Here is a 25407-nt window from a genome sequence, read left to right on the forward strand (position 1 = left end):
TAAACAACAAATAGAAGTATTTAAAAGAGGGAAAGGTATAGATAGAGAGAGAGAGGGGGGGTACAAGAGAAATCTCTCTTGTACATTTTTATTGGAAGTTAAGCAAAAATCCGACTTCGACATCCTGCCAAGTTTTACCTGCATGAAGATCATAACATGCTTTATTGATACTCATAAGTGACGGAAGCATGTCAAAATCACCTAAATCGATATAACCTTTTGCGATGACCTTGTTCTCTTCTACTTTATAAACCATTGGAACAGATAGTGTTTTGTTGTTCATTGTGATCTCAACTACCATTGCGTCAGGTTTGACAGATACGATCTTTGCTTGAATAGTATGAGTGAACTGAGTAAGGAAAAAGTCACTTACCAGTTTTTTATCTCTGCCCTCGTTCCCACTGTTAACGTTTTTGGTTTGGATATTCACACCTAACCCTGTCAACATCGCTTCGATACTTTCTGCAGATTTATTCCCTACGATTTCGACATTGTTAAAACTACCGTTTACACCTACTTTTGCAGGTGTTTTAAATGCTGTAAATCCAACCTCAACACTGTTCACTTCATATCCGAACAATGCTAGACTCATCATAAAGAATGCAACCAAACTTTTTTTCATTATCTCTCCTTTTTGAAAAATTGATAGTGACTATTGTATTCGTTTCATCTAAAAATAGGTTGAATTATACTTTCACCTTAATTTAGAACAACTGTCTCCTGCCCGATCTCTTTGTATCTCTTATAGTAATACTCGACAAACTCCCTGATCTTCTCATCCACAGGAAGGAATACACCGCCTAGTTTTTCTGCATACTCGCCAAGATAGCCATACGCATCCTTTTTACTCAGATAGTGTCTTGCCAGTTTTTCATAAGCAGCGATATACCCCTCTTTCATGGCATCATATTTGCTGTAATCGATCCCAATCTGATCTTGATAGGTGATCACTCCCGATCTAAACAGGATATCCAGATGTATCAACCCTTCACAATAGTAAGGCAGTACCTCTCCGACTTCTCTCCATGCCATCAATCCCACTGCACGGGAGACAAGATCATCCACGACATGTTCTTTCATCTCCTCTCTTTCATTATGGAAAAATGCCATGAGTCCGCCTGTAGTCGCTTTAAACTCTTCGATATTTTTAAACTGTCCCGTACCGTTCATTTTCATTTCTGTATCGCTATCGATCCACAAAATATGGCCAAACTCATGTCCAATGGTCGAGATATCATAGATATCGTGCCATAACTCAGGATTTTCGGAGATCAGTGTACGCTGTGACTTGATAAAGGCTTCACCGAAAGTCTCTACACTGAGCTTCATGACCGGTTTACTCTTTTTTGACTCCATAACAAAATCAGCATAGGCAAAGATCTTTTTGCCAAGCTCAGCTGAAACCTGTTCATCATTAGGTACTACCTGTGCAGAAAAAAGTCCATTAAACTCTGCTCCGTAGTAGAGTACAGGCTGACCGATATAAAGCTGTGTTTCATCTACCTGAGTGATATTTTTATCAATGATCCTACCTGCTTCCCCCCCGATATTCTCGGCCATCTCTTTAGCAAAGGAGATGATATTTTCCCTAGTATGTGAACTTGTCTGCAACTTAGGATTGACAATACGAAGATCCCACTCAAGTGCAACGGCTTTACGGTAATGATCTTCATAATACTCAAGCGGATGTCCTATCTGGATCGGAGTAGTGACTTTCATCCATGCTCTGTCCACATTGGCCCAGTATGTAATGAGCTCATCAGGATGGGTATGTCCGAAGGCATCAAGGATCGTACCAAGGTACTCCAGCCACTCTTTTTTCTGATCATAAACATCATCTTCAAGTCCACTTAGCTCATCGATAAAAAGCTTAAGTGCATTACAGATCTGCTTCACCTCTTCTTTAAACGCTTCTGCATAAGCCACACGTTTATAACTGCCGTCTTTTTGCTGGTGCAATACCGAATAACAGCGATCTCCTACCGAACCTGTGCTGTCAAGATCGAGCAGGTTTTCACTCTGCAGTTTCTCAAAAATCTGTTCTTCATCACCGTTAAAAAGCTCAAAAAGATCACGGTTTACCCCATTGATGATATGTGCCGTCCAAGCACTTTGCCATCCGCTTATTGCAATTCCGACCGCATCAACTCCGGAAATGATCGTACGATAAAACGGGGTAAGAAGCTTTTTATCCTCGATCCAGGAGATCAAAGCCTCATGACGGGCGATATGAAAGTTGCTCACAAACAAGTAAGCCTCTTCTTTCTTATCCATGATCTCGGTTTGACTGTAACCGCTTTTTTGCAATACCTGATCGAGTGCATCTTCACGTAAATTTACAATACGTGTCAACGCCGCCATGATATTTTCTTTTGTATCTTTCAGCTCTAAACGTGAGAGAAATGCGTTTACTACTTTAGATGCCTCAGCATGCCTTCCCTCTAAAAGCTTGTAATATTCATTAAGCTCATTTTGCCGCTTTTGTAATTCATCATAGACTAGTTGCAGATCTTCTACAAATTTTTTTCTTTCCATCTTCCCCTCCTTTGGTCTTTATTTATTATAAACTATTTGTCTTTTAACATTTTAATGATCGGTTTTGCAAGCTCCAATGCCTGTCCACGGTGAGAAATCTTCTTCTTGATCTCATCATCAAGTTCACCCAACGTTTTATCAAAGCCGTCAGGGATGAACATCGGGTCATATCCAAACCCTTTATCACCTCTTGCTTCATCGATCACATCCCCATGCATCCATCCATGCACTACATACTCACCATACTTACTGACGATAGCGATCGCAGCAGTATAATATGCCGGTGTACGTTTCAAGCCCTTGGCTTTCACTGCATTAATCAGCTTATACAGATTATCTTTATCAGTCACTGCTCTGTCTTTGATGTCTTCCTGTGCATATCGCGCCGAATAGATACCCGGTGCACCGTCCAATATAGGTAAAGAGATACCGCTGTCATCAGAGATCACCAAATAGTCATCTCCCAGTTTTTCATAGATTGTTCGAGCTTTTATCAGTGCATTTTCTGCAAAAGTTTTCCCGGTTTCTTCTATATCAAATTCTCCCAACAGCTCAGAAAATGGTGTGATCTCTACCTCACACATTTGCTTGAACTCTCGTAATTTACCTTTATTGCCCGTTGCCAATACCAGCTTCATTGAACACTCACTCCTCATCACTCATTATCTATTAAAATTTTATCATCTTTTCTTAACTATAACATTATATAATAAGAGTAAAATTATCCTTATTAACAGGATTTCCGAGGTATTTAATGTTTAAACAGATATTTCCGCTTAGTTCTATCGTTGCCTTGCGCTTTTTTGGACTTTTTATTGTTCTTCCGGTACTTTCGGTCTATGCATTGGAAATGGAGGGTGCTACGGCATTTTTAGCCGGCGTGGTCGTAGGTGGATATGCACTTACACAAGCACTTTTCCAAGTACCTTTTGGATTAATGAGTGACAAAATCGGCCGTAAAAAGACATTGCTTTTCGGACTGATCATTTTTATCATCGGATCTGTGATCTGTGCAATAAGTGACAATATCTATACGTTGATGCTTGGACGTTTCCTACAAGGTGCCGGTGCGATCGGATCAGTGGTCTCTGCAATGATCGCAGACTTGGTAAAAGAGGAGCAAAGAGCACATGCGATGGCGATCATGGGAGGAACCATCGCAATGAGTTTTGCGGCTGCTATGATCATCGCACCAATTGTTGGTGGTAACTGGGGGATTGACAAACTCTTCTGGCTCACTGCCATCCTTTCAGTTCTGGCTATCGGTATCCTCTTTACTGCCGTCCCTCAACCACCGAAAATCGTTCACTCTTATGCAGAAGAAGAGTCCAAAATGCTTGATGTGTTCAAGGATAGATCACTTACACGAATGTATATCACCTTCCTCTTCCACTCTTCTATCATGACGATGGCTTTTTTCATCATCCCGTTAGTGATGACACAGAGCGTGAATGAAGGTGGATTTGGATGGGAGAAAGCTGAGCTTTGGAAGGTCTATCTTCCTGCAATGATCTTCGGACTGCTTGCGATGGGTCCTGCTGCCGTATTTGGTGAAAAGTACGGTAAAGGCCGTCAGGTCTTCATGATCTCGGTTGCCGTGATCTTTTTAGGCTTCATCGCGATGGGATATGCGACCTCTCCATGGCTGTTCATTGTCGGAGTGGTATTCTTCTTTATCGGTTTCAACATGTTCGAACCGTTGCTGCAAAGTTTTGTGAGCAAATTTGCAAAAGTACACCAAAAAGGTGCTGCACTCGGTGTAGCAAATACTTTTGCCTATATCGGTATCTTCCTTGGAGGTCTTCTGGCCGGATATGTAATGGATCATTACGACAGGGGTGCATTGGCACTTATGGTTGCTCTGCTTAGTGCGATGTGGTTTGTCTGGGTAATGACCATGCCAAATCCCAATAACCGCGGAAATGTCTATCTGCCACTTGATATCTTTGATAGAGAAAAAGTAGCTGCACTCACCGAACATGAAGCGATCGTAGAGAGTTATATCAATGAGACAGAAAACATCGCTGTAGTGAAGTATGAAAAAGATCTTATCGATGAAGATGAAGTAAGAGGGCTTTTGAGTTAAGCCCTCAGCTAGTATCATCCTATACCTGTCTCTTTCCTAAATAGCCAGTTTATCAATACAAAACTAGGGAAAACCGGTACTGATATGATTGAAATCCAACTTCCAACCACTGCCATAAATAATCCGCCTTTAAGAAAATTTGATGGGTCACTAAACATACCAAATAGCATGCCTATTAAAAAAAGAAAAGACAACATACTGATAAGATAATACAAAATTTTTCTTATCCATGTTTTGGCATTCTTAATCGGAGTATATTGAATAATAATTATCACCCAAGAAAGAAACAAGAAAAGAAAGACTACATGTAACTCTTTTTCTCTTGAAAATAAAAAGATGATAAAGCCCCACACCATAACAGTATTTAAAAATAAATAGATAAGGAACTTTTTTGAGTAAAACAACTCTTTTATTTGGTTTGCAATCTTTTGAACATCTAACTTCATATAATTAACTCATCTCTTTTTCTGAAAAACAATCTCACTTATGATCGGAAAATGATCTGATCCCAGTGACTTCCCTACATGGATATCTTTGAGTCCAAACTCTTTAGATAGCAAGATATGGTCTATCGGTATCTGCATATGAACAAACGAGCTTGGATCACCTATATTGAGCGACCAGCGTATACCCTCCACTACCTTCGTATCTGATGCTTTCATCACTCTTTTTACTGCATAGCTCCACGGAGCAGCATTAAAATCCCCTGCGATGATCTTCGGTGACGGTATCTTGGCAAATGCTTTTTCAAGCCTGCTTATCTGACTATGGTGTTTATAGGGATAAGGCCAGTGTAGATGCAAGGAAGCCACACTGAGTTCACCCTCACCAAACTGTACTCTAGCCCATACCAAACCCTCTTCCTTGACACATCCTCCTTGAGACTCTACAAAGGGATATTTTGAAAGGATCGCGACATCACCAACGCCAGCAAACTTACAATGTCTCTGAAATGGATATGCTTCTTTCATCTCCTCTAAAAACTGACGGTGCTTTGAAGTGACCTCTTGAAACGTCGCTATCTCTATCTTTTGTTCTTCAAGATACTCTTTGACACGCTGCATATGTCTATTTCTAAAATTGAGGTTAAACTGCATAAACTTGATGACTTTTGCATCTGTAGTTGTTTGAAGTTCACCTTTGTAAGGCTGCAAGAGCATAGTGATGTAACCACCTACAACGATGAGTAATACAATCAAGATATACCTGACCGTATGGCGTTGCAGAAAAACTACTATCAAGACAAGAAAACACCAGATAAACAAAAGGTGTATACGGAAATGACTCATTGAATCAAACAGGGGATGCAAAAAAGAGAGATACCCCAGTACCAAAGCAACAGTTGTCCCCAAAAGTGAAAAAGCAATGAAAAACTTCAATAATCGTTTCATCCTATATTCCTTTGCAAGGGATGATAAAATCGACATGATAATGTTCGTCATGTCTTACCCAAGATCTCTTTTCAGAAAAGTTGATATGTTTTCTTAGATAAGTTCCGTATTTGGTTTTAAAAAGATAGTGTTGTAGTTTGGGATCAAAGATGATGCGCCATATCCTTGCCCCTCTTTTTTTTGCTTCTTTATGCAAGCTTACGATATGGGCTGCCATTGCCTCATAATCAATGGTAACCTCATCATAATGCCCTGTTTTATCAAACTCAATGTTGTAACCAAACTTATTGAACGGATGGGTAGGCAAATGTACTGACTTCCCTTCTGCATCATTCACCGGTACCATAAAATCCACAGATAAACCGTTTTGATGGGTTTTGTGCGGAGAGAACTTCCCTCCCTCTTCAAAACCTGTCTCTGCATACTTATAGACTTTATCCGGCATCGAGGTTTCAAGTGACCTGTAAGAAGCAACAATGATCTCTTTTACCTTGGAGTGTACATAGGTTCTACCCAGCAATTCACCCATTGTACTGTAGCTGGTATAGTTCTCTCCACTACTAGGAAGTGCTACACCATTTTCAAGTCTACCCTTTGAAGTAGTACCATAGCAGATACTCTCTTGTGAAAATAAAAAAGAAGTAAATATAAAAAAGAATGCCCGAATATATTGCATCTCATTAGTATCCTCTAATTTTGTTTAAATGGTTGAAAGTTACGATGATTTTCCCCTATGTTACCAACAAGATGGTGGTAAAGCTTTAACATTATAGCCAATATAGTGATGAGACTCGATAAGGGAAATAAGTTGAAAGGAGGGACTCCCATTGTTTTAATGGGAGCCCTCTGAAAAGATAAGTTATACGATGAAGTGAAAGAATAGGATTAGCACTCTTCTTTAGTTACTTCTTTATACTCTACACCCATGAGTTTACATGCACGTTTCATGATGTTCTCTTGAGTGAATCCGAACTTCTCAAAGAGCTGCTCTGCCGGTGCAGAAGCCCCGAATGTTTCCATACCGAGTACATCGTCTGCATAACGGTAGTACTCAGTTGCTGTAGCAGCTTCTACTGCAAGTACTTTTGTGTTCGCATCAACTACTTGTGCTTTATATGCCTCATCTTGCTCATTGAATAGGTCAAAACAAGGTACAGAAACTACGTTCGCTCTGATACCGAGTGCTTCTAGAGAACATGCAGCCTGAAGACACGGCATAAGCTCTGAACCTGATGCCATCAAAGTAAAGTTCGCATCTTCTCTTTTCTTCACGATGTACGCACCTTTACTCACATCACCGAAGTCTCTTTCCGGCTTCAGTGTTTTAAGTTTCTGACGGCTAAGAACGAAACCGTGTGGTGCTTTCATCTCAAGCGCTGTTCTCCATGCCTCTACGTTCTCAGTTGCATCTGCCGGTCTCCATACATAGAAGTTAGGCAATGCTCTGAATTGGCTTAGATGCTCGATAGGCTCATGTGTCGGACCATCTTCACCTACACCGATACTGTCATGCGTCCAGACAAAGAAGTTCTGTATCTTAGTCAGTGCTGCGATACGTGCTGAAGGCTTCATATAATCTGAGAATACAAAGAATGTCGCATTGAACGGGATCGTTGTACCATACAGTGCAATACCATTCGTGATCGCTGCCATAGCATGCTCACGTATACCAAAGTGCAGGTTTTTACCTTTTGGGAAATCACCCATATCTTTGAGCTCAGTTTTGTTTGACGGAGCAAGGTCAGCAGAACCACCGATAAAGCTAGGTACCGCTTTTGCGATCGCATTGAGGATCTTACCGTTTGAGTCTCTTGTTGCCATCTCTTTATCATTACTGAAATCCGGGAACTCGATCGCAGAGAAATCAGGGTTAAGAAGACGAGCCAATGCTTCATTCTGCTCAACCAACGGTGCTTCTTTTTGTCTGTGGATCCACTCTTTTTCAGCAAGTTCACCCTGCTCTATCGCACATCTGAATCTTAGCAATACATCTTCAGGAATGAAGAACTTCTTATCTCTGTCAAATCCTTCTTTCTCTTTTGATCCGCAAATGATCTCTTCACCAAGCGGTGCACCGTGTGTCTCGTGTGAACCTTCAAGGTCAAGTGCACATCTACCGATGATCGTATTTGCAATGATGATCGTCGGTTTATTTGCATTTTTTACTTCAGTAAGCGCTTTATCGATATCTGTATAGCAGTGACCGTTAATCTTTATTACGTTCCAGTTCTGTGCTTCAAAACGTTTTTCTACATCTTCACTCCATGCGATACTTGTATCACCCTCGATCGTAATGTGGTTACTGTCATAGATCAAAACAAGATCTTTAAGACCAAGGTGACCTGCAAGTGCACATGCCTCATAACTGATACCTTCCTGAAGGTCACCGTCTCCACACAGACAATATACTTTATGGTCGATCAGTTCGCATGTTTCAGAGTTCACCTGGTTTGCAGTATATGCTCTTGCCATCGCAAAACCAACAGCATTCGCAACACCTTGTCCAAGAGGTCCCGTTGTCATCTCAACACCTGCTGTATGACCGTACTCTGGGTGTCCCGGAGTGATAGAATCAAGCTGACGGAAGTTTTTAAGATCATCCATACTAACATCGTATCCCCATAGGTGAAGGAGTGAGTAGATCAGCGGAGATGCATGCCCACCTGAAAATACCAGTCTGTCACGGTTCAGCCACTTTGGGTTTTTCGGATTATGTGAAAGGTGTTCAGAAAGTACTACTGCGATATCTGCAAGTCCCATCGGTGCACCCGGGTGTCCTGAGTTTGCTTTTTGTACCATATCAGCTGCCAAAAATCTGATAGTATTTGCCATTTTTTTGCGCATTATATTTTGTTCAGTCATAGGCATTGTGTTAATCCTTTTTGTGTCTATGTAGATATTGTTCCATCAAAGGGTTCAAAGCTGTCTGCAGCTTCTCCTCAAACGATTCAAATCGTCTTTGCAAATCTTTTGCAAGATCATCGGCTTCCTTGATACTCTGTTCAAGTCCTAAAAGATTTACAAAGCTATTTTTATCCGTGTCATTTCCAGTCGTTTTACCCGCTTCCTCAGGGCTCTGAGTCTCATCGATGATATCATCTTGTATCTGGAACAACAGACCAAGATCGATACCAAAAGCATAGAGCGCATCCTGCACTTTTTTATCAAGTCGTACGATCACAGCACCCATCACAAGACTTGCCGCGATCAGCTTGGCAGTTTTGTTGATATGCAGCACTTTTACCTGATCGAGGGTAAGCGGTTGATTTTCAAAGTAACAGTCGATCGCCTGACCAAGCACCATTCCCTGACCTCCACCGTTACGTGCAAGCAGTTCAACAAGCTTGATCTTCACATCTTCACGAAACGGTGCTTTGGCGATCATCAAAAATGCATCAGTATTGAGTGCATCTCCGGCAAGGATTGCAGTCACTTCATCATAACGTTTGTGCAGTGTTTTATGTCCACGACGAAGGTCGGCATCATCCATAGCCGGCAGATCATCATGGATCAAAGAGTAGGTATGAAACATCTCTACTGCCAAAGCAACAGGGAGTGCTCCTTCATACAGCATCGGTTCATACGCCTCAACGATACTCAACAACAACATCGGACGGAAACGTTTCCCACCCGCAAGTAGCATCGCACCCAATGCATCTTCATACACTGGATGGAAAGTAGCTACTTTAGGAAGGTGCTTCGTTAAATACGTCTCAAATCGTTGCATTTTCTCTCTATTATCTCATGTTCAATTTATATCAATAAAACTTTCGCCTTATGAAAAATTGCTTCACTTTAAAATATTGCGCAATTATATCGAATTTCGATAAAATGTCCCTCATGGACAAAAATGCACAAATCAAACTCATTGTATGGACAAAAAGAGGGTTGGGAGTGACCGCTTTTTTTATATGGATTTTCATCCTCTACACTATCATGCAGACATCCGCACCGTTTATGGAACAAGCACCTTACTGTATGGCCGGCACTATGCTAACCTTTGGAGTTCTTACAGCTGTCTTTAAAGGCTTGGAAAGATGGGAAGCACACATCACTAAAGGTAAAGACCATGAATAAAAAGAAAGTTAATCGTTCGACCATGCTTAATCTTAAAGGTTTTCTATTCCTTATTGCTTTTGGTATCTGGGTCTATGTGATGTCACACAAAGAATCGTTTGACTCAGCTTTAGAAGCCTTATTCTCTTATGGACAAGATACCCTTATTATCATTTCAATTTTTTATGTATTGATAGTACTTCTTCAGTTTTTTGTAGGTATCGAGGATGCGGAAAAGTAAGGAATACATATTCCTTACTGTACCCTGCATTTTTTAGCAATCTCTTTGACGATCTCTTCTAAAGATTTTCCCTCTACGTTGACAATGACATCCGCCACTTTCTTATAAGCTTTCTCTCTTTCATCATACAGTTTTTTAGCCTCAGCTTCTTGGGAAAAAAGCGGTCTTTTCGCAAGCTTTGATTCAGAGTTTTTAGCCGTTTTAAGACGATTGAGTATCCAGTCAAATGAAGCGTCAAGCAACACAACAGTCCCCATCTTGTGAAGGTTTTTCACCTTATAAAATCCACCACCGCAGCTGATCAATGTACCTTGTACCGAGTCAATGATCCAATCAGCAGTCTTCTGTTCGAGTTTTCTAAAGTATGCTTCACCCTTCTTCTCGAAGATCTTTTTTACCTCTTTATTCTCTTTTGACTCGATCAGATCATCCGTATCAATGTTATATACTTCATATTTTTTGGCAAAAGCACGTGCTGTTGTCCCTTTGCCCACTCCCATAAATCCGATTAAAATAATGTTTTTTTTCACTCTCTATTACCTTCTTCTTGAGGATAAATGTATGATTCATTCTCTAAATCGTACCCAACCCTTGACAACTTCACTCTGAATATATTATTTTTTGTTTACACCATATTGTAACGATCAATGATCTTTTTAAGACGTTTTCTCAGGTTTTTCAGTGCCAGCTCGGCATTGTCTCCCTCTGCGATCAAAGAGTCAAACTCATCAAACTGTATCTTTGCTACCCAACCGATCTTAGTATGAAGCTTGATCCCCACAAAACGTACTTCTCCAAAATGCTCTTTTGCCATTTTATGGATGCGTTCTATACGTTCTTCAATACTTTTGCTTTCTTTATTACTCATTCTTCATCCTTTTTTTATCGATCAACAGCAATCTTTTTCTTCTGCTATAATTATAACACAGCTACCAAACAAAAGGGATACAGATGAAAAATATATTCATTACCGGTGTCAATACAGGATTGGGAAATGCTCTAGCAGCTGCCTATCTTTCACAAGGCTATAAAGTCTATGCCGTAGGAAGAAAAGTCCCTTCTATACTTGATAAAAATCCTAACTTTTTCTTCTTCCCCTATGATCTTTCTCATACCTATATGCTCAAAGAGTCGCTCAAAGAGTTCATACAGAAACGAACTTTTGAGATCGCTATTCTCAATGCCGGGGTCTTAGGGGATATCAAACCGCTCAATCAGACCAATCTGATGCAGATCAAAGAGGTCATGGAGGTCAATGTATGGGCCAACAAAGAGATCATTGATACCTTAAGCCAATATGCCTTTGTTCAACAGATTGTAGGTATCAGTTCGGGGGCTTCGGTGAGTGGACCCAAAGGATGGGGTACCTACTCACTTTCCAAATCTTCACTCAATATGCTTCTAAACGTTTATGCCAAAGAGTTACCTGACATACATTTCACTTCTCTTGCACCAGGAGTGATTGATACTGACATGGTCCGCCATATCATTCACACTATCGATGAGAGAAAATATCCTTCCGTATCCCGACTCAAAAGCGGAAAGATCCAGTCACCAAAGGAAGCTGCTCTCTTGCTTATAAACACCTTCCCAAAACTCCATGAGTATGAAAGCGGCAGTTTTGTGGATATAAGGACAATGAACGACTAAACCAAACTTTATTGTTCTTTTTAAGATATCGTGATTTGAGAAAGATGCCAGTAAAGCCCGATGATGATCACCCAGGCCCATGCCATCACCCATGCCACAGCCCGTAATCTTTTCTCTTGTTGAAATTGTTTTCTTGTTTTATAGAGTGCCACCGGATACCCAGCTACGGCAAGTACTGCCGGAAAATAAGCCATAAGGGTCAGATCGTATTTTTCGATTGCTAAACGTAAGGCGATAAAAGCAGTATAAACCACTGCATAAACGATCAACAGCATAAAGATCTGATATAGAACAAAATAGAGGTAAAGCCCTATTTTTGTTTGCGTATCATCATACTTTTGCATCCCTTTACTCCTTTTTGATCCGCTCATGAGATCAACATAAGATGCATTATATCCAATCTCTAATTTAACGCTATGATCAAATAAAAAAAGAATATATTGTATTTTTAAGATTTACTTAAAGTTTGATGCACTATAATACACCTATTAAAAATCAGTATTATTTGTTGTGCCAAACTTGTTGTGAAGCAAGGACGGAAAGCCACGGGTCTCAAGTAGATAGCCGGGTTGCCAGATATTATAGACTTATCTATATATTCTACTATTCCTAATTTTCACAAGTTTTCCACATATTTTTTTACTTCGTTTTTAATAAGCAAGATTGGGCGTTTATGCAGTGATCCTTTAGTCCCTCCCTCCCTTTTTTCCTGAAGGTTACCATAAACGTCTAACATTGCTTCAACTATCCAGTTTTTCACCATGCAATAAAACATCAATTCATTTTCAGAAGTTCATTTACTCTTCCAAAAGATTTTCATCCTCATACAATTCCAGTGCATCGATATGTCCCAATGCAGCATGCCCGGCGATTCCCTGCAGTGAACCGTACATCTCCGTAGTATTTTGCAGTACACCGTCTATCAGCTTTTGACGCCGTTTCCAGCTTGCCATCAGCGAACGTCTCTCTTTATCCAGTTCTGCTTGCATCTGCATAAATCCATCAACGATTGATCTTAACTGCATATTGAATTCATTGCCTGTTAGGTAGTTGTAAAGCAGTGTCATCTTGTCACTTTTGTTTTCCTCTTTTTGCAGTGTTGCATGTACACGTATCAGACTTTCACGAAGCAGCGAAACAGACCCCTTGAACTCATCAAGACTACAGACCCAGATTCCCTCCACAAAACCCATACGATCCATACCGCTTGGGTATACAGAAGTAACAAGCACACCGATATCGGCATTGACTTTCAGCATATCCTGCTTGAGCTTGCTGATCCATCCTTCACTCCATGCCTTGGTATTCTTACTCTCATAGCAGATAAGCCCGCAGTTTTGCACTTCTCTTGTATGAACCGTCTGGATACAATCTGCACCGTATGCACCTTTTTTGACCTCTTCGATAGTGTCAAAAGGAAACTGTGTAGAGAGCCAGCTCTCAATGGTCAGCTCCAGTGCTTCACCCTGCACCTGCATGCTTCCCTGCTCGGCTTTGCGTTTTGCATCTTCAAGACTGCGTTTGAGCTGTTCCATCTGCTCGTCTTTGGCCTTCAATTTCAGTTCGTTCTCTTCAGCCACCTGCTTGACGATACGCTCCCTCTCTTCCTCAGCCATTTTTGACAGCTTCTCTTTTTCCAACCTCAACTCTTCATTCAAAGATTTTTGCGCTTCCAGCTTCGCTGCCATTGCGGCCTCTTCTTTCTCACGCTTAAGCTGTTCGATCATGATCTTAGCCGCACCCAGCTCCTGCACCTGAGCAGACTTTTGGGCAATCTCCTTTTGCAGCAGTGCGACTGACTCGCTCTGCTCCAGAGCAAGCTCTTTTTTGATCTCATCATAGAGTTTGTTTCTCTCTTGTTTTAGCAATGCATTGGTGGCCTTGCGCAACTGCTCATCAAACTTCTCTTTCTCTTCAAGTAGAGCTTCTTCTTTTGCTTTAAGTTGGTCAAGAAATGTTTTGTACTCTTTACGTTTCGCCTCTATCTCATCTTGCAGCTTCTTTTGTTCCAGAAGATGCTGTTGTTTGAACTTCTCTTCGATCTGATGATAGAAGATCTCATCGATATCGATCTGTGTACCGCAGTTAGGGCATTTTATAGTTGTGTTGCTCATTTCTTTTTCTCCTAAGAGTATCCATTCATCTAATTGTGCCATACTAAGATGAGAAATCCATACTATTATCTCAATTTGTCATATCTGCTATAATAAACCAAAAAAGAATATCCATGAGACTCTTCATCGCTTCCCCGGTACTTCTCGATAATTATGACGCCATCAAAGAAGATTTCAAAGATATCATCGAAGGTACATGGGTAGAAGAGAAGAACCTACACATGACCTGGGTCTTTTTAGGGGAGATACCTAAAGCCAAGTCTACTATTGCAAGGATGTCATCACTTACCGATCTCGAAAGTGAAGTGCAGATCGCAGAGCTAGGATACTTCGGCAGGCCTCCCAAGATCTTCTTTGCAAGGGCAGAACAAAAATTACTTTATGAGAAAGCCCGTCATCTTAAAGAAGCAGGCTTTGATCTCTACCGCTTCAAACCTCATATCACTCTCTGCCGTATCAAAGTCATACATGATTATAAAGCTTATAAAGAGAAGATGAAAGAGTATAGAGAGAAGAAGCTGGGGATCATCTTGCCCCAGATTTCTTTGTATGAGAGTAAACGGACCTCCAAAGGGTTGGAGTATCAAAGTATTTATGAGGTCAATACAGTATCACCTTCAAACTGATAAAGGTGATACTACTGCACTCTTTCTACCTTATATCCATCTCTTTTTAATTTACTAATAAGATTTCCACGTCCGATAAGATGTGCTTGACCTACTATGATCATAGTTGTTTGTTCTTTTTTCAGGTATTTTTTGATTTTTGGATACCAATGGTTGTTACGGTTTACTATGATATTGTTATACATGTTACCCGGTGTCTCTTCTGCCAATAAACGTTCGGTTCTGGCCGTATCACCAGTTGCCCATGATACAAGTAATTCAATTCTTTTCAATACGTCTTTTTTTCTGCTCTCTTTACTCTCTTTTTTATTGAGCATCTTTTTGAGGTTCTTGATATCTGTTGTTAACGGTGTAGAGGAAAGTGATGAAAGAGCCCTTTGAACACTCTCCAAACTTGCAACTCTCTTTCCTCTTTTTACTGCTTCTTTTTCAAATATCCCATCGACACCGTAACGGCTTAACTCTTTCGTTGCCACAGCATTCAAGCTAAGATAAAAGAGCCACGGTTTCATTCTATTGGCAAAATACTTATCCATTTTAGCCAACTCAACAATCTCTGTATACCTTTTATACTCAGTATCTGTGAGATAATCACTAATCACTTTACCATCTGGCAACAAACCATGCTCTTTACCATAAGCAATATAGTCCTTCTTGTTTGCTTCACTTGAAATTGTCTCAAAGACCAATTCATCCGATGACTCAAAACTTTTTCTGAGTTTTGGCCCATACCATTTCACTTCTTTAGGTAATACATGTACCGAACCAAATAAATACACTGTACTTTGTTTACTGGTTGCTACCCATAAAGCCGGCTGTGAGTTAAGTCCTTCAGACGAACTTTCCAAGCTTGGTTCTGTACAAGCAGTTAAAAAAAATCCGATAATTGTAATAAAGATGATATTTTGTAGTTTCATTTCTCTTCCCCCTCTTTTTATACTAGATTAATCTAAAGCTTTTCGTATCGCTTCTTCCAATGCTACTTTCTCAATCGCACGTACCTTCTCATCATACTCTTCAAAGCTAAGCCCCTCTTTGGCTACCTCTTTTTGCAGTATGATCTCCCCTCCGTCTAGTTCAGAAGTTACCCAGTGTACAGAAACGCCACCCGTAGGATACTCATCTTCATAACTTCGCTCTATTGATTTAAGCCCTTTATGCCTTGGAAGAAGGGAAGGATGGAGATTGATACATTTGATCTGGTCGGTAAATACCGGAGTAAGAATACGCATAAACCCTGCAAGCACTGTCAGGTCTGCACCGTAAGGGCGAAGTCTTTCTATCACTGCACTGTCAAATGCTTCTCTACTATCGTAAGCTTTTGAATCAATGATCTCAAGCGGAATACCATGTTCTTTGGCAAGCTGGATCCCTCCGGCTTCAGGATTGTTGGTAAGTGCTACGGCAATCTCAACTTCCTGCTTATGTAAGGTATTGATAATGTGGGCAAAGTTGCTTCCTGTGCCACTAAAAAGTACTGCTATTCTCTTCATAGAGCGCATTGTAGCGTTTTAGTGCTTAGCACAACTCAAGTTTGGCTACCTCATCGATAAGGTCTGTAGCAAGCATCGCATAACTTGCTCCTTGATAGTTTTGTGCAGCTATAGCCAAAGCAAGTGAGCCATGAATGGCTGCATCAATTGCAGGATAACCTTGTGCGAGCAATGAGACGATCAATCCACTGAGCACATCACCGCTGCCTCCCTTACTGAGTTTTGTACATCCTAGTGGATTGATATAGAGATTTTCCTCTTGCATGATCAACGTATTGGCACCTTTGAGCAGAAGTGTGACATGAGGGTATTTATGATTGAACATCCGTACCATTTCAAAACGTTTAGCCTGAACTTCAGAAACTTTTAAAACTTCACCTGTAAGTATCATCCATAGCAAAACAAACTCTTTAGGGTGTGGGGTAAGTACAATCTCTCTGTCTCTTTGCTCTATAATGGAGAGTAACAACATAGAAGAGAGCGCATCTGCATCCAGTACAATAGGAAGGTGTGAATTGATCACATATTTTTGCAAAAACTCTTCTTCAAAATGTCCTCCAAGCCCCATACCGATGGCTAAAGCAGAAGCATTATCCGGTACGGTAGTAGCATGCATCAGATAAGGTGGTGCCATGATCTTCTCATGGATCACCAATGTAGTCAGTCCTGCACCAAAACGTGTCGCCGCAGTACCTGCAATGATACCTGCACCCTCTTTTTCTCCTGTAAAGATCGCTGCATGGCCAAAAGTGCCTTTATGTGTCGCCTCTTTATCTCTGGTAGGAAGTTTCATATCCTCAGGTTCCAGGACAAACGTATCGCTCTCTCCTTCATACAGCTGACTGCTCATACCCAGGTTGATCCGTTCTACTTTTCCGATGACGTCTTTGCTTTCATCAAGATAGAGAGCTTCTTTATAGGCCCCCATTGTCAATGTAGTATCAGCATTAAAAGCCAGTGGCATCAGCGTGCCATCTTCTGCTACCCCCGTAGGAATATCACAAGCGATCTTATGTCCCTTAAAACTGTTCATTTTATGTATAAGCTGTATCGATAGATCATCTAAAAGGCGATTGAGTCCAGCACCAAATAGAGCATCTACGATCACATCTGCATCTTCTAACTCTTCTGTCTCCTCAATTCCTAATGCATTGGCCCTTTTTAGCTGAAGTTTTGGCATCAGAGATTTTATGCCATAAGGAAGATGTAGTTTTACTTCATAATCATGATAGAGAAGTCGGGCCAGTGTGATACCGTCTGCACCATTGTTACCGGGTCCGGCAACGATCAATACAGAATTACCAGGTGCAAAATGCGTACGAATGTACTTTTCCATACCCATCGCTGCATGTTCCATCAGTATATCTTCTGTTATATAGGACTCATAACACTTCTGATCAAGCTTATCACAGGACTTAAATACTTTTTGCATCTTCACCTCCTCACTATCTTTCGATTTTATCATAAATTCTAAACAAAAGCTATCAAAATAGTTCTTTGATAATATTTTCTTAAGACATTAATATATTTTATTTATATTTATCTATATAATTTATCATGATCAATAAAGTTAATCAATATTTAAAATATACTTTTATATCATTGCACATACTGAGATTAGAAAATATAACTAATCCTCGTAAAAGGAAAGGGACAACATGAATTTTTTAAAAAATCTTTTTAGCGTTATTGGGTTTTTGGTAGTAGCTGCAGTAATCTTTGCATTCGTAAAGTTTGATCTGGGAACAAGAATAGGACAGGCTGCTCAACTTGACCCTCAAGCATTGCCAGAATATATGAAAATGTTTGATAAGGTACTTGAAACAGGTGATCCGGCTAAAGGAATGATCCGTAAAAAGCAACTAATCATCCCTGAGGGCATGACGAAACAAGAAGCATTTGCAAATGCTCTAGAGATCATGGATGAAGTAGCCAATGAACATGGACTTTCAATGGTAGACCAAAAAACCATGCCAAGAGAGGGTAAACTCTTTAAAGATGGTGGGAAACTGACACATATCCGTTCTTATTGTTCTCCTACTATTGCTGATAAATTCTTGACACACTCAGGCGAATTTATTGGATTCATGCCTTGTAGAGTAGGTTTTGTTGAAAATGACAAGGGTGAGATCTGGATCTATACAATGAGTATGGAGCTTATGATCAATGGAGGACGTCCGTTATCTCCGGATTTGCTAGAGCTTGCGAATGAAGTAAGAACCGGTATGTATGCAATGCTGGAAAAATCTGCTGCACTCGAAGAACTATAATCTTCTTACAGAGTAAGCTGCCAAGTACGCAGCTTACTCTACATTTTTCTTTTATATCACTTCAATAACCGACAACATACAACTATAAAATGTCCACAAAATAGTACTTCTTCACCCATCCATCTACAGGTTTAGCATATCTTAAAATTAAATCGGTATAATCCGCTTTACTTTTATCCCTTCTGCCGTTCTAAACGCAGAAAATTTTGATAAGGAAGGGGGTGCTTGAAATGCCAGGAATTAAACTAACTTCACGTGATTCATTTGATGATGCGTACAGAAAGTTCAAAAGACAGTGTGATAGAAACCTTATCGTAACTGAAGCAAGAGCTCGTAAACACTATGAGACAGCTACAGAGAAGAAAAAGAAAGAGAAGATCGCTACTAGAAAGAAGATCCTCAAGAAACTTTTCATGCTTAGAAGATACGAGTCAAGACTCTAATCATATCTTCACAGGGCTTTTGCCCTGTGACTTCAACCTCTATATTATTCATTTTTTATCCAAACTCATTACGCCTTATTTAACTTTTCGGTAAAATAATTCTAATTATTTTTTCAAAGGTTTTCCTATGACATATACAGCTCCACTACAACAAAACTCTATCAAGATCATGCTGCTTGGTTCAGGCGAACTTGGTAAAGAAGTTGCGATCGAAGCACAGAGACTCGGTGTTGAAGTTATCGCGGTCGACAAGTATGAAAATGCGCCGGCTCACCTGGTTGCAAACCGCTCTTATGCGATCAATATGCAAGATAAAGAAGCGGTGCTTGAACTGATCGAAAAAGAGCAGCCGACATTTATCCTTCCTGAGGTTGAAGCGATCAGCATCGCTGCATTATTTGAAGCGGAAGCGAAAGGTTTTCATGTGATCCCTAATGCTGAAGCGGTTAATAAAACAATGAACCGTAAAAACATCCGTGTCTTTGCTGCTGAAACATTAGGTCTTAAAACAAGCAGCTATGAATTCGTTACTACGCTTGAAGGGCTCAAGGAAGCCGGCGAGCGTATGGGATTCCCTTGTGTCATTAAACCTGTTATGAGTTCTTCAGGACACGGACAGAGTATCGCGAGAAGCGCAGATGATATCGAAAAATCTTGGGAGATCGCAAAAGAAGCACGTGGTGATGCAAGTGAACTGATCGTAGAAGAGTTTATCCCGTTTGATTATGAGATCACACTGCTTACCGTGCGTAACGAAACAGGTACAAGCTTCTGTGAACCTATCGGTCATGTACAGAAAGACGGGGACTTTATCCTCTCTTGGCAGCCAATGCAAATGAGCGATATTGCGCTTCAAAAAGCCAAAGATATTGCAAAAGCAGTGACTGACGGACTGGGCGGCCGCGGTATCTTCGGTGTGGAGTTCTTCGTAAAAGGGGACGAAGTATACTTCTCGGAGCTCTCTCCACGTCCACATGATACAGGGATGGTTACACTCATTACACAAAGCCAGAGTGAATTTGCTTTGCATGTAAGAGCTGTACTCGGGCTTCCACTTGATTTTACTTTCTATGGAAGCGGTGCATGTGGCGCCTACAAAGCCAAAAATGAGAGTCATACACCGACACTGGAGATCCCTGATAGTGCCTTTACAAAAGACAGTTTTGTAAGAGTCTTTGGAAAACCGGAATCACACGTAGGCCGCCGTATGGCAGTGAGCCTGGTTCTTGATGAAGTAGAAGAGGCAAAGAAAAGAGCGACTCAGATCGTAGATCAGATCATGGATGCCTAATGAATATCGTTATACTGGATGCAAAAACACTGGGTAATGATCTCGATCTCAGTGTATTAGATCAGTTTGGCAAAGTTGTCAGATATGAAACCACTGATCCTTCAGAGACGTATGAACGTATCAGAAACGCTACCATCGTTATCACAAACAAAGTTGTTATCAGCAAACTCCATATGCAGCGATGCCCGCTGTTAAAACTTATCTGTATTGCGGCGACAGGTACGAACAATGTTGACTTGGATGCTGCTGCCCAGATCGGTATCAAAGTCAAAAATGTTGCAGGGTACTCTACTCAGTCAGTGGTACAGCATACATTTGCAATGGCTCTTTATCTTTTGGAAAAGATGGCATATTATGATAACAGTGTTAAAAGTCAGGAATGGAGCCGTTCGGGACTTTTTACTGATGTAAGTCATCCGTTTTTTGAGATAGCCGGGAAAAATTGGGGGATCATCGGTCTTGGAGAGATAGGTAAAGGAGTAGCTCAAGTTGCTGAAGCCTTCGGTGCAAAAGTAAGCTACTACTCTACATCAGGGAAAAATACCGATACATGCTATACCCAGCAAAGTTTAGAAGAACTTCTAAGCACTTGTGAGATCATCTCAATCCATGCACCACTTAATGAACAAACCAAAAACCTTATCAATGCAGAAAATCTCAAACTGCTCAAAGAAGAAAGTATCCTTATCAATGTAGGACGCGGTGGGATCATCAATGAAGCTGACCTTGCCAAAGAACTGGATTCCAGAACTATTTATGCAGGATTGGATGTGGTAGAAAAAGAACCTATCCCAACTGATAACCCTCTGCTACACATCGAAGCACAAGAGAGACTGCTTATCACCCCGCATATAGCATGGACCAGTAAAGAAGCTAGAGTTAAGCTTTTGGAAGGCATAGTGGGAAATATCAGTACATTTTTAAATAAAGAATTGAGCTAAAAAAGGTTTTGAGAACAATCTTTGCAATACTCAGGAGTATTGTCAGCAGCTTTTATCTCTTTATTGGTGTGACAAACTCAAACCTTGGATAAAAGGATTTTTTCATGGTAGATATCTTAGTGATCGGCAGTGGCGGTGCGGGACTGAGCGCGGCACTTACAGCCAAACAGGAAGGGGCTTCAGTACTGGTAGTCGGTAAGAGTTATCCGACCACTTCTCAAACTTCTATGGCACAAGGTGGGATGAACGCTGCACTGGGAAATGTCGAAGAGGACCATATTGCCTCACATATTGCAGATACGATCAAATCAGCGCACGGTATCTGTGATGAGAATATGGTACGAAAAATGTGTGCAGATGGACCGCAGGTGATCGAGTGGCTGGAACAGCTCGGTGTCCCTTTCTCACGTTTGGATAACGGACAAAGCGGTATAAGCAGTGTCGCACAGCGTCAAATGGGTGGAGCGAGTGCAAAACGTGCATGTTATGCACAGGATTATACGGGGCTGAAGATCCTCCACACCCTCTATGACAATTGTCTTAAAGAAGGGATTGACTTTTTAGAAGAGCATTATCTACTCAATCTCATTACTCATGAAGGGACTATCAAAGGTGCAACTTTCCTGGATATCCGTAGTGGTGAAGTAGTAAAGATCGATGCAAAATCCGTAGTGATCGCTACAGGCGGTTTCGGGGCACTCTACCATGGCTATACGACCAATGCATACGGCTCAACGGGTGATGGTATAGCAGCCGTACTGCGTGCTGGAGGAGCGGTGAGCGATATGGAGTTTATACAGTTCCATCCAACTGCACTCAAACACTCCAGCCTTCTTATCTCAGAAGCAGCTAGAGGTGAAGGCGGGTATCTGTTGAACAGTGATGGGGAAAGATTTGTGGATGAGATCAAACCACGTGATATCGTAGCCCGTGCGATCTTTGAGCAGTTCGAAGCCGGCCAGGAGGTCTTTCTTGATGTGCGACACCTTGGTGAAACAAAACTGATGGAACTGCTGCCACAAGAAGTAGAACTTTGTCGTCTGCACGAAGGAGTAAACCCCGTAACTGAACTTGTCCCCATCAAACCGGTAGCACATTATACCATGGGAGGGATCGATGTGGATGATGTCCTTGAAGTAAACGGAATAAAGGGATGTTTTGCCGTAGGTGAATGTTCCAATGCAAAAATCCACGGGGCAAACCGTCTGGGGGGGAACTCACTGCTTGAGATCACAGCCTTTGGAAAGTTCGCAGGGGAGAATGCCTATAAACATGCTATGTTTGCCAAAAGCACACCTGCAGATGATACGCAGCTGCAAAAAGACAAAGCCCATATCGAAAAGATTTACAGCCAGGAATGCAGTATCAATTTCTATGAAGAAAGAGACAAACTTGGAAAACTCTTCTATGATCAAGTCGGTATCGTACGAGAGAATGACAAACTTGAGCATGCTCTTCATGAGGTGATCACAATGCAGGTAGCGCTGTCAAAGATGGGCATAGAAGACCAAGCCACAACACATAATCAAAACCTGATAGAGTTTTTGGAGTTCAGTAATGCCCTGCTTCTCGCTCCTACGGTGATCTCTTCCGCTATAGCAAGAGATGAGAGCCGTGGTGCACATTTCAAACGTGGATTTGAATGTGAAGATGATGAGAGGTTTCAAAAACATATCGTACTACAGTGGAACAAGGATGCACAATGAAAATTAAGATCCTAAGAAGCCAAACCAATACGCATCAAGAATATACCCTTCCCGATGGAGAGACCACTCTTCTTAAGGCACTTACACATATCAAAGCCACACAGGATGCTACACTGACATTTAGTGCGGGGTGCCGTGCCTCAGTCTGTGGAACGTGTGCGGTACGTGTGAACGGGAGGGAAAAGCTCTCCTGTGCGTACAAGGTACAAGACGGCGATATCATCGAGCCGTTACAGTACCACCCGGTATTGCGTGATCTCAAAGTAGACAAACAACCTGCCAAAAAGACACTCTCTACATCCACTGCATGGCTGCACAGTTTTCAAGAAGCTGCACAAAACCACGCCGATGAGAAGATGAGTGAAAGACAAACCGACTGTATCCTTTGTGATAGCTGCTACTCTGCCTGCCCGGTATTAGCTGTTAACCCTGACTTTATAGGTCCATTTGCCCTCACCCGTGCTTACCGCTACAGTGTAGACAAACGTGAAGAGAATGTAAAAGGCATCATTGATAACATACAGAGTAATGGTGTGTGGGACTGTACCTTATGTGGTGAATGTACAGCAGTATGTCCCAAGGGAATCGACCCAAAGATGGATATCACCATGCTACGCTCTACTTCCGTACAACAAGGTTATGAAGATCCGAGCTTCTCTCAAATGAGTTTTGGTACACCTGACTTTGGAGGCGGAGGTTTTGGATTTTAAGGTAAATTGAGCTTTGCTAAAAAGAGTATGCCCCAAGGCAGATGCGAATGCGGGGAGTTAACCCCTTTTTACATACGCTAAGGCATCCTCTAATTTATAGTAATAACGTATGGAATTTACCTTTTCATTTTTATGCCAGCTGCTGATCAGCAGATACTTCTCTTTTACCTCTTCAAGCGTTGAGTATACTGAGTGTTGAGAAACCTTTTCTTTAAATGTATATAAACGATTATTTATCACATTGTAACGTTCTTTAAAGGAAGGAATATCTCCTATGATTGTGTTATATTCGATATAATCCCCATCAAATGCTACTATGACGAGCTCTTTATCTGCGGCCTCAAAACAGACATAAAAGACATTTCCATTCAACAATGTTTCTAAAGAACGTTTCTTGGCACGTTTTGCATGACCCTTCTTTGACACCATTTGATCTAAGACAACAGGGATATTGGTCTGCTCTTTTTTTTGGTTCTGTTTTGCTGAGACTTCTTTGATAAATGCATCTTTAAAAACTTTTCTATAATGCAGAAGTGCCCGTTGTGCGGATACTTTATCTTCTATAGGTTGAGAGTGAGCCCAGTGAAGTTCTCCAAGTTTTTCTATGGTCACATTTGATTTGAGCTTGGTCTGAGCAATACGATCGACCATTTTTTGAAGCATCAGACGGTTCTTATACAGCCCAAGCTGAATGACATAACCCGCCTGCATTGTTGTACTGAAAAATAGCAGAACAAAAAGGATTTTTCTAATCATTTTTTACCTTTCGCCCTACCCTCCAACAATAATAAATTTTACAGATGTATAATATATGAAATATATGAAAAAATGACTTAACAGAGTCAAATCTATCAATAATTTATATCAATGGTTGTTAGAAATAATGCCTTACTTCTAACAAACTTTTAACAGATAAATTTAGATACACTCTATATTAAGTGAAATTAACCTGAATGAGGGGAGGTTAAACATGGTGGTATTGGTACTCACACAGAAAGGCTTTCATGAAGTAATGAAACTCAGAGAATCTGCACATCTGACCATTTGGGTCAATCAACATATTCTCTCAAAAGATGAAATAGCCGAATATAAAAACGACGGTATTCACATCACTGATTGTGCCTATGACATTGATATCAACTCAGAAGATCAGATCAACAATGCTTTGCAAATGCTCTATCAGAACCATCCGGATGAAGTGATCTTTGTGGAAAGATAAAAAATAATTACTGATGCTTATTCGAAAATGCCTCAAAAAACATCCCGATCACAGCACCTATCATCAAAAGATAACCCATGACCCTTGTCATACCTGAGATCAATGATTCATACCCCAATACCCCTAAACTACTGAAGATATAGTGAAAATCATGCAGTGCATCCACCCCAAGGAAGGATTTGTGTGCAGGCAGGATCGCTCCCTCATGTGCTGTAGACATATACCATGCGGTATAATCCATTGAAATACCCAAAATAAACAACCCTATCAGAAAGGCTGTCTGGTTACCTCTTTTTTTGTAATAATATGCAATTCCTAACGGGAAAAGCCATTGGAAAACCGTCCCCATACTGATCATCATGAATTTTGGACAAGGCAGGATATAACATACCCCATGCCCGCCTTCATGTACGATACCTAGAGTTTGGTTGATGATAAACTGATAGATCGTAAAAAAATATTCTGAAATACTAGTGATATGATGCGGAGTCGTTAGATAAGGTTTATAATTGATATAGAGAAGTAAAAAAAGCGTAAAGAGTACCAACACTGCCTTTTTGGCAGGTTTGGTAGGCAAATGTCGTTGTTCAGTCTTCTCTTTGGGGAAAAGATGACTAAACTTAGGCTTTTTCAAA

At 40.9% G+C, this 25407-nt stretch carries 29 protein-coding genes and 1 riboswitch; of the genes, 12 read left to right on the top strand and 17 right to left on the bottom strand.

Annotation, left to right across the window (positions count from 1 at the left end):
* Window positions 1-88: 88 nt before the first annotated feature.
* The 3 genes from PGH07_RS09015 to rdgB form a co-directional block, all read right to left on the bottom strand.
* Entirely contained in the window at window positions 89-622 is a 534-nt protein-coding gene (locus PGH07_RS09015; protein ID WP_289414118.1) for a YceI family protein, read from the bottom strand.
* Window positions 623-699: 77 nt separating this feature from the next.
* A complete protein-coding gene (gene ciaB / locus PGH07_RS09020) occupies window positions 700-2535 on the bottom strand; it encodes an invasion protein CiaB (protein ID WP_289414119.1) in 1836 nt (611 codons plus the stop codon).
* Window positions 2536-2567: 32 nt separating this feature from the next.
* Window positions 2568-3173, bottom strand: a complete 606-nt coding sequence (gene rdgB, locus PGH07_RS09025; protein ID WP_289414120.1) for an RdgB/HAM1 family non-canonical purine NTP pyrophosphatase — start codon at window positions 3171-3173, stop codon at window positions 2568-2570.
* A 116-nt stretch (window positions 3174-3289) separates the two neighbouring features.
* Here rdgB and PGH07_RS09030 point away from each other — a divergent pair, with 116 nt between their 5' ends.
* Entirely contained in the window at window positions 3290-4621 is a 1332-nt protein-coding gene (locus tag PGH07_RS09030; protein WP_289414121.1) for an MFS transporter, read from the top strand.
* A 14-nt stretch (window positions 4622-4635) separates the two neighbouring features.
* Here PGH07_RS09030 and PGH07_RS09035 read toward each other — a convergent pair whose 3' ends face one another.
* The 5 genes from PGH07_RS09035 to PGH07_RS09055 form a co-directional block, all read right to left on the bottom strand.
* Window positions 4636-5067: a hypothetical protein gene (locus PGH07_RS09035; protein WP_289414122.1), complete on the bottom strand. Its 432-nt coding sequence runs from the start codon at window positions 5065-5067 to the stop codon at window positions 4636-4638.
* A 9-nt stretch (window positions 5068-5076) separates the two neighbouring features.
* Window positions 5077-6012, bottom strand: coding sequence for an endonuclease/exonuclease/phosphatase family protein (locus PGH07_RS09040; protein WP_289414124.1), 936 nt, complete (start codon window positions 6010-6012; stop codon window positions 5077-5079).
* A gap of 1 nt (window position 6013) precedes the next feature.
* Window positions 6014-6688, bottom strand: a complete 675-nt coding sequence (locus PGH07_RS09045) for a penicillin-insensitive murein endopeptidase (RefSeq protein WP_289414125.1) — start codon at window positions 6686-6688, stop codon at window positions 6014-6016.
* 209 nt (window positions 6689-6897) lie between these two features.
* The gene (gene tkt, locus PGH07_RS09050; protein WP_289414126.1) at window positions 6898-8880 is read right to left on the bottom strand and encodes a transketolase; all 1983 of its coding nucleotides are present in this window, start codon (window positions 8878-8880) and stop codon (window positions 6898-6900) included.
* A gap of 4 nt (window positions 8881-8884) precedes the next feature.
* Window positions 8885-9739 carry a polyprenyl synthetase family protein gene (locus PGH07_RS09055; RefSeq protein WP_289414127.1) on the bottom strand — a complete coding sequence of 285 codons (855 nt, stop codon included), beginning with the start codon at window positions 9737-9739 and terminating at the stop codon, window positions 8885-8887.
* Window positions 9740-9852: 113 nt separating this feature from the next.
* Here PGH07_RS09055 and PGH07_RS09060 point away from each other — a divergent pair, with 113 nt between their 5' ends.
* Together PGH07_RS09060 and PGH07_RS09065 are read left to right on the top strand one after the other, a co-directional pair.
* Window positions 9853-10089: a hypothetical protein gene (locus PGH07_RS09060; RefSeq protein WP_289414129.1), complete on the top strand. Its 237-nt coding sequence runs from the start codon at window positions 9853-9855 to the stop codon at window positions 10087-10089.
* Window positions 10082-10309, top strand: a complete 228-nt coding sequence (locus PGH07_RS09065; protein WP_289414130.1) for a hypothetical protein — start codon at window positions 10082-10084, stop codon at window positions 10307-10309. Before PGH07_RS09060 ends, PGH07_RS09065 begins: the two co-directional genes overlap by 8 nt.
* Before the next feature lie 14 nt (window positions 10310-10323).
* Here PGH07_RS09065 and PGH07_RS09070 read toward each other — a convergent pair whose 3' ends face one another.
* Window positions 10324-10839, bottom strand: a complete 516-nt coding sequence (locus tag PGH07_RS09070; RefSeq protein WP_289414131.1) for a shikimate kinase — start codon at window positions 10837-10839, stop codon at window positions 10324-10326.
* 95 nt (window positions 10840-10934) lie between these two features.
* Window positions 10935-11177, bottom strand: a complete 243-nt coding sequence (locus PGH07_RS09075) for a hypothetical protein (protein WP_289414132.1) — start codon at window positions 11175-11177, stop codon at window positions 10935-10937.
* An 83-nt stretch (window positions 11178-11260) separates the two neighbouring features.
* Here PGH07_RS09075 and PGH07_RS09080 point away from each other — a divergent pair, with 83 nt between their 5' ends.
* Window positions 11261-11959, top strand: coding sequence for an SDR family NAD(P)-dependent oxidoreductase (locus PGH07_RS09080; RefSeq protein ID WP_289414133.1), 699 nt, complete (start codon window positions 11261-11263; stop codon window positions 11957-11959).
* Between the two features lie 20 nt (window positions 11960-11979).
* Here the strand turns inward: PGH07_RS09080 and PGH07_RS09085 are convergent, their stop codons facing one another.
* A complete protein-coding gene (locus PGH07_RS09085; protein WP_289414134.1) occupies window positions 11980-12303 on the bottom strand; it encodes a hypothetical protein in 324 nt (107 codons plus the stop codon).
* A 158-nt stretch (window positions 12304-12461) separates the two neighbouring features.
* A riboswitch (cyclic di-GMP riboswitch) is annotated at window positions 12462-12536 on the top strand.
* A gap of 220 nt (window positions 12537-12756) precedes the next feature.
* Window positions 12757-14115, bottom strand: coding sequence for a DUF2130 domain-containing protein (locus PGH07_RS09090; RefSeq protein ID WP_289414135.1), 1359 nt, complete (start codon window positions 14113-14115; stop codon window positions 12757-12759).
* Window positions 14116-14186: 71 nt separating this feature from the next.
* On the opposite strand from PGH07_RS09090, the gene thpR reads away from it, so the two are divergent.
* Window positions 14187-14699 carry an RNA 2',3'-cyclic phosphodiesterase gene (gene thpR, locus PGH07_RS09095; protein ID WP_289414136.1) on the top strand — a complete coding sequence of 171 codons (513 nt, stop codon included), beginning with the start codon at window positions 14187-14189 and terminating at the stop codon, window positions 14697-14699.
* Window positions 14700-14710: 11 nt separating this feature from the next.
* Here thpR and PGH07_RS09100 read toward each other — a convergent pair whose 3' ends face one another.
* Genes PGH07_RS09100 through PGH07_RS09110 form a run of 3 tightly spaced genes read right to left on the bottom strand, consistent with a single transcriptional unit; the run spans window position 14711 to window position 17624 of the window.
* Window positions 14711-15616, bottom strand: a complete 906-nt coding sequence (locus PGH07_RS09100) for a TraB/GumN family protein (RefSeq protein WP_289414137.1) — start codon at window positions 15614-15616, stop codon at window positions 14711-14713.
* 27 nt (window positions 15617-15643) lie between these two features.
* Entirely contained in the window at window positions 15644-16201 is a 558-nt protein-coding gene (gene purN, locus PGH07_RS09105; protein WP_289414139.1) for a phosphoribosylglycinamide formyltransferase, read from the bottom strand.
* A 16-nt stretch (window positions 16202-16217) separates the two neighbouring features.
* A complete protein-coding gene (locus tag PGH07_RS09110) occupies window positions 16218-17624 on the bottom strand; it encodes an NAD(P)H-hydrate dehydratase (RefSeq protein ID WP_289414140.1) in 1407 nt (468 codons plus the stop codon).
* Window positions 17625-17850: 226 nt separating this feature from the next.
* Here PGH07_RS09110 and PGH07_RS09115 point away from each other — a divergent pair, with 226 nt between their 5' ends.
* From PGH07_RS09115 to PGH07_RS09140, 6 genes are all read left to right on the top strand, one after another.
* Window positions 17851-18462 carry a DUF302 domain-containing protein gene (locus PGH07_RS09115; protein ID WP_289414141.1) on the top strand — a complete coding sequence of 204 codons (612 nt, stop codon included), beginning with the start codon at window positions 17851-17853 and terminating at the stop codon, window positions 18460-18462.
* Between the two features lie 230 nt (window positions 18463-18692).
* Window positions 18693-18905 (top strand): 30S ribosomal protein S21, encoded by a 213-nt coding sequence (gene rpsU, locus PGH07_RS09120; RefSeq protein ID WP_289414142.1) that lies wholly within the window; start codon window positions 18693-18695, stop codon window positions 18903-18905.
* Window positions 18906-19032: 127 nt separating this feature from the next.
* The gene (purT, locus tag PGH07_RS09125) at window positions 19033-20196 is read left to right on the top strand and encodes a formate-dependent phosphoribosylglycinamide formyltransferase (RefSeq protein WP_289414143.1); all 1164 of its coding nucleotides are present in this window, start codon (window positions 19033-19035) and stop codon (window positions 20194-20196) included.
* Complete coding sequence (locus tag PGH07_RS09130; RefSeq protein WP_289414144.1) at window positions 20196-21137, top strand: D-2-hydroxyacid dehydrogenase; 942 nt, start codon at window positions 20196-20198, stop codon at window positions 21135-21137. The genes purT and PGH07_RS09130 overlap by 1 nt, the downstream gene beginning before the upstream one ends.
* Window positions 21138-21241: 104 nt before the next feature.
* Entirely contained in the window at window positions 21242-22843 is a 1602-nt protein-coding gene (locus PGH07_RS09135) for an FAD-dependent oxidoreductase (RefSeq protein ID WP_289414145.1), read from the top strand.
* A complete protein-coding gene (locus PGH07_RS09140) occupies window positions 22840-23553 on the top strand; it encodes a succinate dehydrogenase/fumarate reductase iron-sulfur subunit (protein ID WP_289414146.1) in 714 nt (237 codons plus the stop codon). Before PGH07_RS09135 ends, PGH07_RS09140 begins: the two co-directional genes overlap by 4 nt.
* A gap of 57 nt (window positions 23554-23610) precedes the next feature.
* On the opposite strand, the gene PGH07_RS09145 is transcribed toward PGH07_RS09140, so the two are convergent.
* Window positions 23611-24309: a hypothetical protein gene (locus PGH07_RS09145; RefSeq protein ID WP_289414147.1), complete on the bottom strand. Its 699-nt coding sequence runs from the start codon at window positions 24307-24309 to the stop codon at window positions 23611-23613.
* Window positions 24310-24523: 214 nt separating this feature from the next.
* Between PGH07_RS09145 and PGH07_RS09150 the strand changes: the two genes are divergently transcribed.
* The gene (locus PGH07_RS09150) at window positions 24524-24772 is read left to right on the top strand and encodes a hypothetical protein (protein WP_289414148.1); all 249 of its coding nucleotides are present in this window, start codon (window positions 24524-24526) and stop codon (window positions 24770-24772) included.
* Between the two features lie 7 nt (window positions 24773-24779).
* Here the strand turns inward: PGH07_RS09150 and PGH07_RS09155 are convergent, their stop codons facing one another.
* Complete coding sequence (locus PGH07_RS09155) at window positions 24780-25406, bottom strand: hypothetical protein (RefSeq protein WP_289414150.1); 627 nt, start codon at window positions 25404-25406, stop codon at window positions 24780-24782.
* Between the last annotated feature and the right edge of the window lies 1 nt (window position 25407).

This window comes from Sulfurovum zhangzhouensis (assembly GCF_030347965.1).
GTDB classification, from domain to species: Bacteria; Campylobacterota; Campylobacteria; order Campylobacterales; family Sulfurovaceae; genus Sulfurovum; species Sulfurovum zhangzhouensis.

Excerpts from the sequence above, each read along its gene's own strand:
- PGH07_RS09060 (WP_289414129.1), top strand. The coding sequence starts at position 9,853 with ATGGACAAAAATGCACAAATCAAACTCATTGTATGGACAAAAAGAGGG.
- PGH07_RS09075 (WP_289414132.1), bottom strand. The coding sequence starts at position 11,177 with ATGAGTAATAAAGAAAGCAAAAGTATTGAAGAACGTATAGAACGCATC.
- PGH07_RS09030 (WP_289414121.1), top strand. The coding sequence starts at position 3,290 with ATGTTTAAACAGATATTTCCGCTTAGTTCTATCGTTGCCTTGCGCTTT.
- tkt (WP_289414126.1), bottom strand. The coding sequence starts at position 8,880 with ATGCCTATGACTGAACAAAATATAATGCGCAAAAAAATGGCAAATACT.
- PGH07_RS09130 (WP_289414144.1), top strand. The coding sequence starts at position 20,196 with ATGAATATCGTTATACTGGATGCAAAAACACTGGGTAATGATCTCGAT.
- thpR (WP_289414136.1), top strand. The coding sequence starts at position 14,187 with ATGAGACTCTTCATCGCTTCCCCGGTACTTCTCGATAATTATGACGCC.
- PGH07_RS09135 (WP_289414145.1), top strand. The coding sequence starts at position 21,242 with ATGGTAGATATCTTAGTGATCGGCAGTGGCGGTGCGGGACTGAGCGCG.
- purN (WP_289414139.1), bottom strand. The coding sequence starts at position 16,201 with ATGCGCTCTATGAAGAGAATAGCAGTACTTTTTAGTGGCACAGGAAGC.
- PGH07_RS09085 (WP_289414134.1), bottom strand. The coding sequence starts at position 12,303 with ATGCAAAAGTATGATGATACGCAAACAAAAATAGGGCTTTACCTCTAT.
- rpsU (WP_289414142.1), top strand. The coding sequence starts at position 18,693 with ATGCCAGGAATTAAACTAACTTCACGTGATTCATTTGATGATGCGTAC.
- PGH07_RS09115 (WP_289414141.1), top strand. The coding sequence starts at position 17,851 with ATGAATTTTTTAAAAAATCTTTTTAGCGTTATTGGGTTTTTGGTAGTA.
- PGH07_RS09140 (WP_289414146.1), top strand. The coding sequence starts at position 22,840 with ATGAAAATTAAGATCCTAAGAAGCCAAACCAATACGCATCAAGAATAT.
- PGH07_RS09090 (WP_289414135.1), bottom strand. The coding sequence starts at position 14,115 with ATGGCACAATTAGATGAATGGATACTCTTAGGAGAAAAAGAAATGAGC.
- PGH07_RS09040 (WP_289414124.1), bottom strand. The coding sequence starts at position 6,012 with ATGAAACGATTATTGAAGTTTTTCATTGCTTTTTCACTTTTGGGGACA.
- PGH07_RS09100 (WP_289414137.1), bottom strand. The coding sequence starts at position 15,616 with ATGAAACTACAAAATATCATCTTTATTACAATTATCGGATTTTTTTTA.
- rdgB (WP_289414120.1), bottom strand. The coding sequence starts at position 3,173 with ATGAAGCTGGTATTGGCAACGGGCAATAAAGGTAAATTACGAGAGTTC.
- PGH07_RS09035 (WP_289414122.1), bottom strand. The coding sequence starts at position 5,067 with ATGAAGTTAGATGTTCAAAAGATTGCAAACCAAATAAAAGAGTTGTTT.
- ciaB (WP_289414119.1), bottom strand. The coding sequence starts at position 2,535 with ATGGAAAGAAAAAAATTTGTAGAAGATCTGCAACTAGTCTATGATGAA.
- PGH07_RS09080 (WP_289414133.1), top strand. The coding sequence starts at position 11,261 with ATGAAAAATATATTCATTACCGGTGTCAATACAGGATTGGGAAATGCT.
- PGH07_RS09065 (WP_289414130.1), top strand. The coding sequence starts at position 10,082 with ATGAATAAAAAGAAAGTTAATCGTTCGACCATGCTTAATCTTAAAGGT.
- PGH07_RS09055 (WP_289414127.1), bottom strand. The coding sequence starts at position 9,739 with ATGCAACGATTTGAGACGTATTTAACGAAGCACCTTCCTAAAGTAGCT.
- PGH07_RS09045 (WP_289414125.1), bottom strand. The coding sequence starts at position 6,688 with ATGCAATATATTCGGGCATTCTTTTTTATATTTACTTCTTTTTTATTT.
- PGH07_RS09015 (WP_289414118.1), bottom strand. The coding sequence starts at position 622 with ATGAAAAAAAGTTTGGTTGCATTCTTTATGATGAGTCTAGCATTGTTC.
- purT (WP_289414143.1), top strand. The coding sequence starts at position 19,033 with ATGACATATACAGCTCCACTACAACAAAACTCTATCAAGATCATGCTG.
- PGH07_RS09110 (WP_289414140.1), bottom strand. The coding sequence starts at position 17,624 with ATGCAAAAAGTATTTAAGTCCTGTGATAAGCTTGATCAGAAGTGTTAT.
- PGH07_RS09150 (WP_289414148.1), top strand. The coding sequence starts at position 24,524 with ATGGTGGTATTGGTACTCACACAGAAAGGCTTTCATGAAGTAATGAAA.
- PGH07_RS09145 (WP_289414147.1), bottom strand. The coding sequence starts at position 24,309 with ATGATTAGAAAAATCCTTTTTGTTCTGCTATTTTTCAGTACAACAATG.